11 protein-coding genes are annotated in these 14,367 nt (G+C 71.8%); 7 read left to right on the forward strand and 4 right to left on the reverse strand.

The window, feature by feature from the left end:
* Positions 1–42: 42 nt before the first annotated feature.
* The 7 genes from ABZ374_RS00125 to ABZ374_RS00155 all read left to right on the forward strand — a co-directional run bounded on the left by ABZ374_RS00125 (position 43) and on the right by ABZ374_RS00155 (position 8,789).
* Complete coding sequence (locus ABZ374_RS00125; RefSeq protein ID WP_360304403.1) at positions 43–1,428, forward strand: GTPase domain-containing protein; 1,386 nt, start codon at positions 43–45, stop codon at positions 1,426–1,428.
* Complete coding sequence (locus ABZ374_RS00130; protein WP_360304405.1) at positions 1,425–3,071, forward strand: GTPase; 1,647 nt, start codon at positions 1,425–1,427, stop codon at positions 3,069–3,071. Before ABZ374_RS00125 ends, ABZ374_RS00130 begins: the two co-directional genes overlap by 4 nt.
* Before the next feature lie 165 nt (positions 3,072–3,236).
* Positions 3,237–3,707, forward strand: coding sequence for a single-stranded DNA-binding protein (gene ssb, locus ABZ374_RS00135; RefSeq protein WP_360304407.1), 471 nt, complete (start codon positions 3,237–3,239; stop codon positions 3,705–3,707).
* Between the two features lie 542 nt (positions 3,708–4,249).
* Positions 4,250–5,668, forward strand: a complete 1,419-nt coding sequence (locus ABZ374_RS00140) for a thioester domain-containing protein (protein ID WP_360304409.1) — start codon at positions 4,250–4,252, stop codon at positions 5,666–5,668.
* Positions 5,669–5,911: 243 nt separating this feature from the next.
* Positions 5,912–7,576 (forward strand): energy-dependent translational throttle protein EttA, encoded by a 1,665-nt coding sequence (gene ettA, locus ABZ374_RS00145; protein WP_360304411.1) that lies wholly within the window; start codon positions 5,912–5,914, stop codon positions 7,574–7,576.
* A gap of 131 nt (positions 7,577–7,707) precedes the next feature.
* Positions 7,708–8,148 carry a thioesterase family protein gene (locus ABZ374_RS00150; RefSeq protein WP_360304413.1) on the forward strand — a complete coding sequence of 147 codons (441 nt, stop codon included), beginning with the start codon at positions 7,708–7,710 and terminating at the stop codon, positions 8,146–8,148.
* Positions 8,145–8,789, forward strand: a complete 645-nt coding sequence (locus ABZ374_RS00155; RefSeq protein WP_360304415.1) for a hypothetical protein — start codon at positions 8,145–8,147, stop codon at positions 8,787–8,789. The genes ABZ374_RS00150 and ABZ374_RS00155 overlap by 4 nt, the downstream gene beginning before the upstream one ends.
* A 116-nt stretch (positions 8,790–8,905) precedes the next feature.
* Here ABZ374_RS00155 and ABZ374_RS00160 read toward each other — a convergent pair whose 3' ends face one another.
* The 4 genes from ABZ374_RS00160 to ABZ374_RS00175 form a co-directional block, all read right to left on the reverse strand.
* The gene (locus ABZ374_RS00160; RefSeq protein WP_360305428.1) at positions 8,906–9,292 is read right to left on the reverse strand and encodes a globin; all 387 of its coding nucleotides are present in this window, start codon (positions 9,290–9,292) and stop codon (positions 8,906–8,908) included.
* 89 nt (positions 9,293–9,381) lie between these two features.
* Positions 9,382–10,860, reverse strand: coding sequence for an SDR family oxidoreductase (locus tag ABZ374_RS00165; protein ID WP_360304417.1), 1,479 nt, complete (start codon positions 10,858–10,860; stop codon positions 9,382–9,384).
* Between the two features lie 86 nt (positions 10,861–10,946).
* Positions 10,947–11,981 carry a mechanosensitive ion channel family protein gene (locus ABZ374_RS00170; RefSeq protein WP_360304419.1) on the reverse strand — a complete coding sequence of 345 codons (1,035 nt, stop codon included), beginning with the start codon at positions 11,979–11,981 and terminating at the stop codon, positions 10,947–10,949.
* A 171-nt stretch (positions 11,982–12,152) separates the two neighbouring features.
* Positions 12,153–14,363, reverse strand: a complete 2,211-nt coding sequence (locus ABZ374_RS00175) for a prolyl oligopeptidase family serine peptidase (RefSeq protein WP_360304421.1) — start codon at positions 14,361–14,363, stop codon at positions 12,153–12,155.
* Positions 14,364–14,367: the final 4 nt, after the last annotated feature.

The following is a 14,367-nucleotide window of genomic DNA, read 5'->3' on the forward strand; positions in this document are numbered from 1 at the left end:
TGGGAATGCGGACAATTCGGGCACTGGTCGCCCGTGGTGATCATGGGAAGCGACACCCTGTCCGCAGCCCTCGCCGGCCTGCGGGACCAGGTCGTGGCGACGTGCTTCCCGCTGGACCTGCCCGGCGCCGTGCAGGCGCGGCTGGCCCGCCGCGAGTTGATCGACCAACTCGGCGACTACCTGCTGCCGCGCCTGGCGGTGCCGCGCGCGCCGCTGCTGGCGGTGGTCGGCGGGTCCACCGGCGCGGGGCGGTCCACCCTGGTGAACGCGTTGGTCGGGCGCGAGGTCACGCCGGCCGGGCCGCTGCGGCCGACCACGCGCGTACCGGTCCTGGTGTGCCGCTCGCGGGATCGGCACTGGTTCGCCGACGAGGCGGGCATCGAACTGCGGTTGGACGAGCGGGTGCCGCCCGGGATGGCGTTGCTCGACGTACCGGACATCGACTCGGTCTCGGCGGACAACCGGCGGGTGGCGGTGCGCCTGCTCGGCGCCGCCGACCTGTGGATCTTCGTCACCACCGCGTCGCGGTACGCGGACGCCGCGCCGTGGCATCTGCTCCGGCTGGCCCGGGAGCGCGACACGCGGCTGGCGATCGTGCTGGACCGGGTGCCGGCGGAGGAACTCGACGAGGTCCGGTCCGACCTGGTGCGGTTGTTGCGGCAGGCGGGGTTGGGCGACGTGCCGCTGTATCCGATCGTGGAGACCCGGCCCGGGGCCGGGCTGCCCGAGCGCAACGTGGTGCCCATTCGCACCTGGCTCGCCGAGCGTGGCGCCGATCCGGACGCGCGGGCCGCGGTGGTCCGGCGCACCGTCGGCGGGTTGTTGCACAGCCTGGACCGGCGGGTGCCGCCGCTCGCGCAGGCGGCGGCCCGACAGTACGAGGCGGTCGATCGGGTGCGGGACTGCGTGGACCGGGCCTACGCGGCGACGTCGCGGTGGGCGCTCGGGGCGATCGACGACGGGTCGTTGTTGCGCGGGGCGGCGACGGGACGTTGGTACGACGGGGACGCCTCGGGGGCCGCGCGGGCGGTCCGGGAGAACCTGGACGCGCTGGTGGCGGACGCCTTCGCGCGCGGTGCCGAGCGGGCGGCGGGCTGCCTGCCCCGGTCGGCGGGCGGGGCGGGCCGACCGGCACCGGCGCCGCCCGCCTGGCCGGGCCCGGCCGAGCCGCTCGCGCTGATCGCGGCGGTGGGCGGCATCGCGCTGGGGCCCGGCATCGGTCGGGAGGCGGCCGGTCGGCTCGGTACCCGGATCGGCTCCGAGCCGGCCGCGCGGCTGATCCTGGACGTGCACCGGGGACTGCGCGGCGTGGTCGCGGCGGCGCTCGAGGGCGAGCGGGCGCTCCTGGCGGCGACGACGAGCGCGCCGTCCGCGCGGGCCGAGGCCGCCTTGATCGAGGCACTCGACCTGGTGCGGAGGAGCGGGTGAGCGCCGGGGAGCAGGAGGTCGATCGGTTCGCCGTGCGTCGGGCCCGGTACGCCGATGGGACCGAGGAGGCCGGGCGGCTGATGGCGCGGTTGACCGCGCTCGATCGCGTCGCGGTGTTGGGCCGGGATCGGCTGCCGGGCGCCGATCTCGCCCTGATCGAGGACCTGCTCGGCCACGCCGAGACCCGGATGGGCACCGCCGGCCGGCACACCGTGGTCGCGCTCGCGGGGGCCACCGGCGGCGGCAAGTCGTCGTTGTTCAACGTGCTCACCGGACTGCGGTTGGCGGACACCGGTGTCCGGCGGCCGACCACGCGGACCACCCTGGCGTGCGCGTGGGACCCCGAGGGCGCCGCGCCGCTGCTGGACCTGCTCGGGATCGAACCGGTGCGCCGGGTGGCCCGGCACGGATCGTTGGACGCGCGCCGGGGCGGCGGGATGCCCGCCGGTCTGGTCCTGCTCGATCTGCCCGACCACGACTCGCTCGACCTCGCGCACCGGTCGGAGGTGGACGCGGTGGTGGCGGTCGCGGACCACATCGTGTGGGTGTTGGATCCGCAGAAGTACGCGGACGCGATCGTGCACGACCGCTATCTGTGGCCGTTGCGGCATCACGGCCACACCATGACGGTCGTGCTCAACCACGCGGACCGGTTGCCGCCCGGCGACCTGGCGGCGTGCCTGACCGATGTGCGGATGTTGCTGGCGGCGGACGGCCTCGCCGAGGTGCGGGTGCTCGCGACGTCGTCGGAGACCGGGCTCGGGATCGCCGAGTTGCGCCGTGTGGTGCTGGCCGCGGCCGGATCCGGCGAGGCGTCGGTGACCCGGCTGGGCGCGGACCTGGACGCGCTGACCGAACGCCTGGAGCCGTGGTTCGCCGGCGAGGGGCCCGGGGCGGACGCGTTCACCGCCGAGGACCGTGACGCGCTGGTGGACGGGCTGTGCGACGCGGCCGGGGTGGCGGTGGTCGCGACGGCGGCGGGAGCGGGGCTGCGGACGCCGCGCGGGCCGCTGTCCGGACGCCGGGTGCGCCGGCCCGCGGTGCGGCCCGAGCCGGTGCAGGTGCATCGGGCCGAGCAGGCGATCCGGCGGGCGGGGACGCGGCTGACGCGGGGATTGCCGGCGCCGTGGGCGGGCGGGATGCATCGGGTGTTGGCCCAGGGGCTGCGGGGGTTGCCGGCCGAGGTGGACGCGGTGCCGGCGGAGGCCGTGCCGAAGGCCGCCGCGCCGACGGCGGGCGCCCGGGCGGCGGTGGGCGTGCAGTGGGTCGGGGTGGTCGCGGTGCCGGTCGGGTTGGCGGGGGCCGGGTCGGCCTGGACGGGGGTGCCGGTGGGGCGTTGGTTCGGGCTGTCCGTGCCGTGGTGGGTGGTGATCGCGGGGCTGGTCGTGCTGACGGTGGGGGTGTGGCTCGGGCGGCGGGCGGCGCGGGTGGCCGCGGCGCGGCGGACGGCGGAGGTGGTGGCGGTGCTGCGGTCGCGGGTGGCGGCGACGGCGGATCGGTTGCTGGTGGGGCCGGCCGAGGCGGAGGCGGCGCGGTATCGGGAGGCGCACGGGTGTTTCCTGGCGGCTCGGGATCCGATGCGGCCGGAGGGTGCGGGTGAGGGGGCGCGGTCGGGGGATGTGGCCGGGGCATCACCCACGTGAGTGACGGGCCGCCGGGATGTCACCCACGTCGGTGACCGCGCGTGATGCACAGGGGCCGAGTTGTCCACAGCCTGCGGACGCCCGTCCCGGTCGATCACCGGATGTCGGATCGTCGAAGGCGTACGGCGATGTTGCGGGGCACGCCGGTGACACACGGAGGCAAGCGTGGACACGTACGTGACGGTGATCGGCAACGCCGCGAGCGATGTCCGGATCCAGGTGACCCAGTCCGGCGTCCCGCTGGCGCGATTTCGGATGGCGGTGTCGCCCAGGCGCTTCGACCGCGAGAGCGGCACGTGGGTCTCGGGAGATGCCTCCTTCTACTCGGTCGTGTGCTTCCGGGGGCTCGCGGAGAACGTGACGAGCTCGATCGACAAGGGTGACCCGCTCGTGGTGACCGGCCGGTTGCGGGTGCGCGAGTGGGAGCGGGAGGGGAAGTGGTGGACCGTCACCGAGATCGACGCGTCCTCGGTGGGACACGACCTGGCGCGGGGGATCGCGGAGTTTCGTCGGGTGGGTCGATCGGCGCGGCTGTCGGTGGTCGCGGACGCCGGCGCGGTGGCATCGATGGCCGAACAGAGCACCCTCGCGATCGACTCCGACCTCGGATCCATCGGTGAAGAGGAGGCCGCGTGAATTGCCGCGACGGCTGATCGCATGTTCGGGAAAGCCATTCATTGGCGATACCGGAGGTAATTCAAGTCGGTTTCCGGGACGAATCTGAAACAGAATTGTGACGACATCGAAGACGGAGCGATGCGGCACTATCGGACCAATCCACGCATGTCGCTCAGCCGAGGGGGCAGGAGGTCGGAAAGGGTCGGATCGTGGAGGCGAATAGCGCCCGAGCCGAGGCATTGCTCATGGAAGGACCGATTCGAGCTGTTTTGCACCTCGAAAAATCAATAGTGAGCAGGATCGACCCGATCGGCACCTATGCGGCTTGACATACCCTATAAGCGGTTATATCCGTCGAAGACTTGTCGACTTCGCGATATCCGAATTGATGTCCTCGGCGTGGATGTTCTCCCGAGGTAAAGAACGTGAAACAAATGCGTACCCCGGGTCGCGAGAGATGGCCCGGCTGCTCATACCATTCAACGGTTCTTTACTCGCGCCCCGCTCGGGGGACCATGCGCCGCGCGCGAGTCGGCTTACATTTTTGAGGGGACCACCACATGTTCCGTACACCGGGACGGACGGCCACCCGCTTGTCGGCCATGGTCATCGCCGGCGGTTTGGCGGCGGCCGGCGTGATCGGTTTCGCGGGTGCGGCCAGCGCGGAAGGCGCCAAGGGCGTCTACAAGGGCGGCGATGTCGGTGCGAACATCTTCCTGCAGGGCAAGAAGGACTCGCAGCGCGCCTCGATCCTGAAGCTCGAGGTCGACGGCAAGATCCTGCGCACCTACTGCATCGACTTCCACACCCTCGTGCGCAGCGAGGCGACGTACGACGAGTCGGGCTGGAAGGAGACCTCCTTCGGCAAGCAGGCCGACAAGGCCAAGGTCAAGTGGGTGCTGCTGAACTCCTTCCCGACGGTGAACCTGGAGGGCGTCCGCAAGGCGGTCGCCGCCCCGGAGCTGACCGAGGGTGAGGCCGCCGCCGCCACGCAGGCCGCCATCTGGCACTTCACCGACGGCCAGAACCTGGACGAGAGCAACAAGAACGACGGCGATGTCGTCAAGCTCTACAAGTACCTGGTCGGCGACGCCAACAAGGGCGACGTCACCGAGCCCCCCGTCTCGCTCTCGGTGACCCCGGGCGAGAAGGCCGGCAAGATCAGCGACAAGCCCGGCATCGGCCCGTTCGAGGTCAAGACCAACGCCGAGGGCAAGTCGATCAACGCCAAGCTGCTCGCCGGTGACGCCGACGCCAAGGCCACCCTGGTGGACGCGAACGGCAAGGCGGTCGACAAGGTCGGCAACGGCGACAAGCTCTACGTCAACGCCGCCAACGCCACCAAGGAAGGCAGCCAGGCCTTCGAGGTCTCCGGCGAGTCGACCGTGCAGGCGGGTCGGGTCTTCCAGGGCGTCAACAAGGACGGGTCGACCAGCCAGCTGCTGATCGTCGCGGACAAGCAGAAGGTGCAGACCTCCGACAAGGCGATCGCCAAGTGGGGCAACCCCGGCAAGGGCCCGCTCCCGGAGATCAACGCCACCAAGGACTGCGTCGACGGCGGCGTCAAGGTCACCGTCAAGAACAACGGCGACGAGTCGTACAAGTTCAAGCTCGACGGCAAGGAAACCACCGTCGCGGCCGGCAAGTCGGTCGACCAGGTGGTCAAGGTCGCCGAGGACCAGGCGTACAAGATCACCATCGTGGGCCCCGACGGCAAGACCGCCAAGGAGTTCACCGGCACGCTCGACTGCAAGACCGCCGGTGCCACCGAAGGCGTGACCGGCGGCACCTCGGGTGGGAGCACCGGCGAGACCGTGGCCCCGGTGAACCCGAAGGGCCCCGAGCTGGCCAAGACCGGCAGCGAGAGCAACAACACCCCCGCGATCCTGGGCGGCGCCGGTGCGCTCCTGCTCGCGGGTGGCGGCCTGGTGTTCTACATGCGCCGCCGCAACAACGGCTCGAACGGCGCCGCTGCCTGATCCAGGCACCACCGCTCGAACCACGATGACAGCCGGGCCCCGGCGCGCACCGAGCGCGCCGGGGCCCGACGTCACCGTCCGCCGAGCCCGTCCGGCGTTCGAGGACGAGCGGGCCGCCGGCCGGCCGAGACGACCCGGGCCCACACACCCGGTACGGCCCGCCGGGTACACGCAGCCGGACAATCCCGCGCCCTCCGGGCACCCATGCACGGGCACTGGTCGCCAGACCATAGGCTTGGACGCATGGCTGAGTACATCTACACCATGCGCAAGGCGCGTAAAGCGCACGGCGACAAGGTGATCCTCGACGACGTGACGCTCAGCTTCCTGCCGGGAGCCAAGATCGGCGTCGTCGGCCCGAACGGCGCGGGTAAGTCGACCGTTCTGAAGATCATGGCCGGGCTGGAGCAGCCGTCCAACGGCGACGCGTTTCTGTCCCCCGGCTACACCGTCGGCATCCTGCTCCAGGAGCCTCCGCTGGACGAGTCCAAGACCGTCCTGGAAAACGTCGAGGACGGCGTCAAGGAGATCAAGGGCAAGCTGGACCGGTTCAACGCCATCGCCGAGGAGATGGCGACCAACTACACCGACGAGCTGATGGCCGAGATGGGCGAGCTGCAGGACCAGCTCGACCACGCCAACGCCTGGGAGCTCGACTCGCAGCTCGAACAGGCGATGGACGCACTGGGCTGCCCGCCCGGCGACTGGCCCATCGTGAACCTCTCCGGTGGCGAGAAGCGCCGCGTGGCGCTGTGCAAGCTGCTCCTGGAGGCGCCCGACCTGCTCCTCCTGGACGAGCCGACCAACCACCTCGACGCGGAGAGCGTGCAGTGGCTGGAGCAGCACCTGGAGAAGTACGCCGGCACCGTCGTCGCGGTCACCCACGACCGGTACTTCCTGAACAACGTCGCCCAGTGGATCTGTGAGGTCGACCGAGGTCGACTGCACCCCTACGAGGGCAACTACTCCACCTACCTCGACACCAAGGCCACCCGCCTCAAGGTCGAAGGGCAAAAGGACGCCAAGCGGCAGAAGCGCCTCAAGGACGAACTCGAATGGGTCCGCTCCAACGCGAAGGGCCGCCAGGTCAAGAGCAAGGCGCGACTGGCCCGCTACGAGGAGATGGCCGCCGAGGCGGACAAGATGCGGAAGCTGGACTTCGAGGAGATCCAGATTCCGCCGGGTCCGCGCCTGGGCAACGTCGTGGTGGAGGTGGACCACCTCAGCAAGGGCTTCGACGAGAAGCTGCTGATCGACAACCTGTCCTTCACGCTGCCGCGCAACGGCATCGTCGGCATCATCGGTCCCAACGGCGCGGGCAAGACCACGCTGTTCAAGATGCTGATCGACGCCGAGACGCCGGACGCGGGCAACATCAAGGTCGGCGAGACGGTCAAGGTCTCCTACGTCGACCAGTCGCGTGGCGGCCTGGACCCGAAGAAGAACCTGTGGGAGGTCGTCTCCGACGGCCTGGACTACATCAAGGTCGGCAACGTCGAGGTGCCCTCGCGGGCCTACGTCAGCGCGTTCGGGTTCAAGGGTCCGGACCAGCAGAAGCCGACCGGCGTGTTGTCCGGCGGTGAGCGCAACCGCCTCAACCTGGCGCTGACGCTCAAGCAGGGCGGCAACCTGCTGCTGCTCGACGAACCGACCAACGACCTCGACGTCGAGACCCTGTCCAGCCTGGAGAACGCGCTCCTGGAGTTCCCGGGCTGCGCCGTGGTCGTCTCGCACGACCGCTGGTTCCTGGACCGGGTGACCACGCACATCCTCGCCTACGAGGGCGAGTCGAAGTGGTTCTGGTTCGAGGGCAACTTCGAGTCGTACGAGAAGAACAAGGTCGAGCGCCTGGGCGCGGACGCGGCCCGGCCGCACCGCGCGACGTACAAGAAGCTCAAGCGCAACTGACCCGAGCGGTCGGTACGGCGCGACCGGTGGCCTGTCGTATGTCCGCATACGGCAGGCCACCGGCATCACCCGGCGGCACCCGGGTCGCCTCGGCGGGGAACGACCGGAAAACAGAGAAGAGGACTGGGCACGTGGCCAGGCACATCTACCAGGCGACGCTTCGGTGGTCCGACATGGACGCCTACCGGCACATCAACAATGTGCAGTACCTCCGCTACCTGGAGGAGGCGCGCGTGGACATGATGTTCACCCTCGGGCAGCGCGAGGGGGCCAAGACGCTCTCCGAGGGCGTGGTGATCGCCCGGCACGAGATCGACTACAAGCGCCCGATGGTGTGGCGCGCCGAGCCGGTGCGGGTGGAGACCTGGGTGACCCACATCGGTGCCGCCCGGTTCACGCTGGCCTACGAGATCAAGGACGACGAGCAGGTGTACGCGACGGCGTTGTCCGTACTGGTGCCGTATTCGCTCGACGAGCAGCGCCCCCGGCGGCTGACCGGGGACGAACGGGCCTATCTGGAGCGCTTCGTCGAACCCCGGGACGAGCCGGCGGGGCGGCCGGTCCGGCCATGAGCGTGTTGCGACTCGATGCGGCCGCCGGCACGGACCTGGGCGGCTACCTGACCCGACTGCTGCGCTACGACCGCCGTGCGGTGGTACGCGTGCGCGCCGATGGATCGGTGCTCGGTACGTTCGGCCACCCGCCGTTCGGGGAGGCCGCGTCGGGTGTGATCACGCTGCGGACCAGCGAGTTGGCGGAGCCCGCGACCGTGGACGCGACGGTGTCCGCCGGGCAGCTCCTGGACGCGATCGCGGACGACGCGAGCGTGCGGCTGCCGGCGTCGGTGACCGGTCCGGGGTGGGCCGGCATGTTGCCGCCGCGCACCGGCTGGGAACGGGTCGCCGAGCTGGCCGTGCTCGACCTGGGCCGCGAAGTGGCGGCCGGCGTGGCCGAGTTCCGGTCCCGCACCGAACCCGGGATGCCACGCGCGGAGTTCGACCGGATCGCGGCCGACATCTGGACCCGACCGCTGCCCGGCCGGCTCCCGCTGCGCGCCGCACACGCCGCCCAGTCCTTCGGCTTCCTGGGTCCACCGGACCCCGAGGCCCGGGTCGAGGTGCTGACCGTCGGGCCCTGGCTACGCCTGGAAGCCCGCTACGGCTCGGTCTCGGTCCGTCGCCCCGACGCCCCCGGCCTGCTCTTCACACGCTGACCCGGTCGGTGTGCTCGACCACCACCCGGTCGGGTCCGTCGACACTCGGTGCGGCCCGGGTGCCACCGACCGGGCCCGGCCGCCCCCGTCGGAGCGCGGAGGCGGCTGTTGCCGGGTCAGTCGAGTCGGTTCACCATCGACTGCGCCGCGTAGACCAGGTAGTCCCACAGGGTTTTCTCCTGCTCGGCGGGCAACGCGATGTCGTCGACCGCCGCGCGCATGTGCCGCAGCCACGCGTCCCGAGCCTCCTCGGTCACCGCGAACGGCGCGTGCCGCATCCGCAGCCGAGGGTGTCCACGCTGCTCGCTGTAGGTGCGCGGGCCGCCCCAGTACTGCACCAGGAACATCCGCAGGCGATCCTCGGCGCCGGCGAAGTCCTCCTCCGGATACATCGGGCGCAGCAGGGGATCCTCGCGCACGCCCTGGTAGAAGCGGTGCACGAGCTTGACGAACGTCTCCTCGCCGCCCACGGCTTCGTAGAGACTCGGTTCCGGCTCTCGCATCTCGGTCACCGTCCCATCCTCCCAGACGGCCCGCCGACCCGGGGATGCTCGGTCCGATCGGTCCGGGCGGCCCAACGGATCGGGACCGATCAGCCCGATTCCTCGGCGGCTCGGGTGATGCCCCGGCGCATGCCGCCGAAGACGATGCCGTGGAAGGGGAACACCGCCCACCAGTACGCGTGCCCGAGCAGCCCCCGGGGATGGAACAGCGCACGCTGGCGGTAGCACGTGTGCCCGTCGGCGGCGGAGACGGTGAACTCCAGCCAGGCCAGGCCCGGCAGCCGCATCTCCGCGCGCAGCCGGAGCAGCTCGCCGGGCACCACCTCCTCGACCCGCCAGAAGTCGAGCGAGTCGCCGACCCGCAGGCGGTGCGGGTCCCGGCGCCCGCGACGCAGCCCGACCCCGCCCACGATCCGGTCCAGGGCACCGCGCACCGCCCAGGCCAGCGACCACGAGTGCCAGCCGCTGTCGCCGCCGATGCCCTCGATCACCCGCCACACCGCCGCCGGGCTCGCGGCCGGCTCCGCCTCGCGCACGTCCTCGTACAACGAGCCGCCGGACCAGTCCGGGTCGGTGGGCAGCGGATCGCTCGGGGCGCCGGGCAGGGCCGCCGAGGACCAGCGGGTGGCCACGTCCGCGTCGCGGATGCGCTTGAGGGCCAGTTCGAGTGCACGATCGAATCCGGTCAGGCCGTCCGGCGGGTCCGGGATCCAGCGCGCGATGTCGTGCTCGTGGCAGATCACCTCGCTGCGCAGCGACTCCACCAACGGTCGAGCCAGGCCGCCGGGCACGGGAGTGATCAGGCCCACCCAGTGGCTGGACAACGACGGGGTGAGCATCGGCACGGGCAACACCCGGCGCCGGCGCAGGCCCGCGACCGCCGCGTAGCGCTGCATCATCCGCTCGTAGGTGAGCACGTCCGGGCCGCCGATGTCGAAGGCGCGGTCCACCTCCGGGGGCAGCGCGGCACAACCCACCAGGTAGTGCAGCACGTCCCGGACCGCGATCGGCTGGATGCGCGAGGTGACCCAGCGCGGCGTGACCATCACCGGCAGCCGCTCGGTCAGGTAGCGCAACATCTCGAAGGAGGCGGACCCCGAGCCGATGATCACCGCGGCGCGCAACACCGCGGTGGGCACCGCGCAGCCGAGCAGGATCTCGCCGACCTCGGCGCGCGAACGCAGGTGCGGCGAGGAGTCCCGGGCGGCGGAACCGGCGGCCGGGCCCAGACCGCCGAGGTAGACCAGCCGGCCGACGCCCGCCTCCTCGGCCGCGGCGGCGAAGGTGCGCGCGGTCTCGCGATCGGTGTCGGCGAAGCGCGGGCCGCTGCCGAGCGCGTGGATCAGGTAGTAGGCGATCTGCACGCCGTCGAGGGCGCGGCGGACCTCGGCGGGGTCGAGGGCGTCGGCCCGGACGATCTCCACCCGGTCCGCCCACGGGTGGTCGCGCAGCTTGTCCGGGGTGCGGGCCATACAGCGCACCCGATAACCGGCCGCGAGCAGTTCGGGCACGAGCCGGCCGCCGAGATAGCCGGTGGCGCCGGTGACCAGACACAGGGGAGAGTCCACCCGACCCAGTCTCGGCGACGGCCGGCCCGAATCCGCCGGGGGCGCGCCCGACGGTGACCCGTTCGGTCTCCGCCCCGGGGCGGGGCTCAGGCTCCCGGCGCCCCGGGCGCCTGCGGTGTCGGTGGGGCCGGCGGCGGGGACACCGGGACCGGCGCGGGCTCGGCCGGGGCGGGCGCGGGGCCGTCGTCGCTCGCCGGCCCAGCCGCGCTCGCGACCGGCTCGCTGATCCGGATGCCCGCGTCGTCGAACGCCCGCTTGAGCCGGCCGCGCAGCTCGCGCGCCACCGGCAGCTCCTGACCGGGCATGGTCTTGATCTGCACCTGGAGCACGACCGCGTCCGGGGTCACCGATTCCATCCCGACCACGGTCGCCGAACCCCACATGCGCTCGTTCCACGGCTCGACCTCGGCCAGCGCCTCGGCGGTCGAGGAGATCACCGCGCGCACCTTGTCCACGTCCTCGTGGTAGCCGACCTGGACGTCCACCTTGGCGGTGCCCCAGCCCTGGCTCTTGTTGCCGATTCGCTTGATCTCCCCGTTGCGGATGTACCAGACGGTGCCGTCCACATCGCGCAGCTTGGTGATCCGCAGGCCCACCTCGACCACCGTGCCGGTCGCGGCGCCCGCGTCGACCAGGTCGCCCACGCCGTACTGGTCCTCCAGGATCATGAACATCCCGGACAGGAAGTCGGTGACCAGGTTGCGCGCGCCGAAGCCCAGCGCGATGCCGGCGATACCCGCGCTGGCCAGCAGCGGCGCGAGGTTGACCTTGAACTCGCCGAGCACCATCAGTCCGGCGATGCCCAGGATCACGAACGACGCGGTGCTGCGCAGCACCGAACCGACCGTCTCGGCGCGCTGCCGGCGCCGTTCGGCGTTGAGCAGGAAGCCGGTCACCGGCCGCCCGCTGCTGTCCGTACCGCTGTTGGCCATCCGGCCGACCAATTGGGTGATCAGTTTCCGGGTGACCGCGCGCAGGATGAGCGCGACCAGGATGATCACCAGGATCCGGATCGGCGTCACCACCAGGGACTCGCCGTGTCGGTCGAACCAGGACGACACCTTGCCGTCGCTCTTGGCGACGTCGAACGACAGCAGGATTCCGGGGACGGGCGCGGACACGTACTGGACCTTTCGGACGGCGAGCGGAGGAACCTCCCCCGGCGACGGGGGATCGGCTTCCCACAGTAGTCACGCCGGTGGAAAGCCTCGTGCGATACCTCTTGTTCATTCCTTTTGTCGCTGATTGCCGCTATGTCACTGGTTGCTGCTGTGTCGCTGATCACCGCTAGGTCACCGATCCCCACCTTCGCCGTCCCGGCCGGTCGCCGCGCCGAGCGCGCCGGGGGTGCCGGGCGTGCCGTCGAGTGTGCCGAGCGTGTCGAGGTCCAGGCCGGTCCGATCGGCCAGGAAGGACAGCGTGTCCACGGTGAGTTCGACGGTGCGCGAGACCGAGCGGGCCGCGTGGCCGACCTCGGCCTCGGCGCGCAACAACACCGGGCGGCCGCTCGTGGTCGCGTCCTGGAGGGCCGCGCACATCTTGCGCGCGTGCAGCGGGTCCACCCGGCTGTCGCCGTCGAACACGGTGAACAGCACCGCCGGGTAGGCCACGCCCGCCCGTACGCGGTGATAGGGCGAGTAGCCCAGCAGCCAGTCCAGTTCCTCGGCCGTCTCCGCGCTGCCGTACTCGTCGGACCACAACCGGCCCAGCCCGAACCGCTCGTAGCGGACCATGTCCAGGAGCGGCATCGAGCAGGCCACCGCCGCGTACAACTGCGGCCGCTGGGTGAGCGCGGCGCCCACGAGCAGCCCACCGTTGGAACCGCCGGACGCGGCCAGCCGCTCGGACGTGCTCCAACCCCGGGCGATCAGATGCTCCGCGGCGGCGTGGAAATCCTCGAACACGCGTTGCTTGTGCCCACGCATGCCCGCGCGATGCCACTCCTCGCCTTCTTCCGAGCCGCCGCGCAGATTGGCGATCGCGTACACGCCGCCCGCCTCCACCCACGCGAGTACACCTGCGGAGTAGGCGGGGCCGAGCGCGATGCCGAAGCCGCCGTAGCCGTACAACACGGCGGGCCGGGGTCGGTCCGGCTCGGCGGTCGGCGCGATCACGAACATCCGGACGGTGGTGCCGTCCGCCGAGCGGTAGGACTCCTGGTGTACGTGCACCCGCGGCAGTCGTGCGTTGCCGGGCGCGCCGGCCCAGGTCTCGATCGCGCCGGTGCGCGCGTCGTAGCGCAGTACGGCCGACGGCGCGGTGTAGTCCGACCAGCCGAACCACGCCTCGTGGCCGCCCTCGGGGTGCTCGGCCAGTCCGCCGATCGAACCGGGCGAGCCGCCGGGCGTCTTCGGCCGGGCCAACACCTCGCCGGTGGCCAGGTCGCACGCCGTCAGCTCGCCCACCGCGTGCCGGGTCCGGGCGAGCAGCAGCGTCGGCCGCGGCGCGTGCGGGCCGTCCAGGATCGCGTATCCGGTGAGCACCGCGTCCGGCTCCTCGGGCACCAGGTCCCGCCAGCCCTCGGGGCCCGGCGCCGCCGGGTCGGCCACGCACAGCCGACCGCGCGGCGCGTCCAGGTCGGTGAACACGTACAGCCGCCCGTCCCGGCCCACCCGCAGGCCGGTGAGCGCGTCGCGGCCCACCACCACCGGGCGCAACCGCGGCCGTTCCGGCGCACCCGTGCGCAGGTCGGCCAGCCACAGGTCGTTGCGCGGCGCGGTGCCCGCGGACGCGGACACGGTGAGCCAGTTGCCGTCCCGGCTGACGCCGACGCCGAAGTAGGTGGCCGGTTCGCTGCCCGCGCCGAACACCTCGACGTCCGTGGCGGGATCGGCGCCGATCCGGTGCAGGTAGACCCGGCGGTGATGTTGTTCCTCGCCCGCGGGCACCGCCTCCGGCGGGAGTCGGCGCACCAGGTAGCACGCGTCGCCGCCGGGAAGCCAGGCGATCGAGGTGTCGCGCATGCGATCGATCGGGCCCTCGACGTGCTCGCCGGTACGCACGTCGAGCACGTACAGGCGGGACTCCTCGTCGCCGCCGGTGGAGAGCAGGTAGGCGAGCCGATCACCCTCGTCCGAGGGCGTCCACTGGTCCAGCGTGGTGGTGCCGGTCGGGTCGATCGCGATCGGATCCACCAGCGCGCGCTCGGTCCCGTCCGACTCGACCACGAACAACACCGCGTGCTCGTGCTCGGGGTCGCGGCGGATCAGGAAGTGTCGGTCGCCGCGCCAACAGGGCAGCCCGATCAGGCCGGTGGCGAGCAACTCGGACAGCCGCGCCCGCAGCCGATCGCGTCCGGCCAGATGGTCCACATGGGCGTGGAACCACTCGTCCTGCGCCGCGGCCCAGGCGCGGGTGTCCGGCGCGTCGGGGTCCTCCAGCGCCCGATAGGGGTCCGGGACGGAGCGGCCGAACAGCACGTCGACCGTGTCGCCGCGGGCGGCGGCGGGGGCGTGCGGGGTCTCGTGGGGGGCGTGTTCCGCGGGCTGCACAGAGCGCGTCATGGGC

Origin of the sequence: Embleya sp. NPDC005971 (assembly GCF_040629175.1) — a bacterium.
Taxonomy (GTDB): domain Bacteria; phylum Actinomycetota; class Actinomycetes; order Streptomycetales; family Streptomycetaceae; genus Embleya.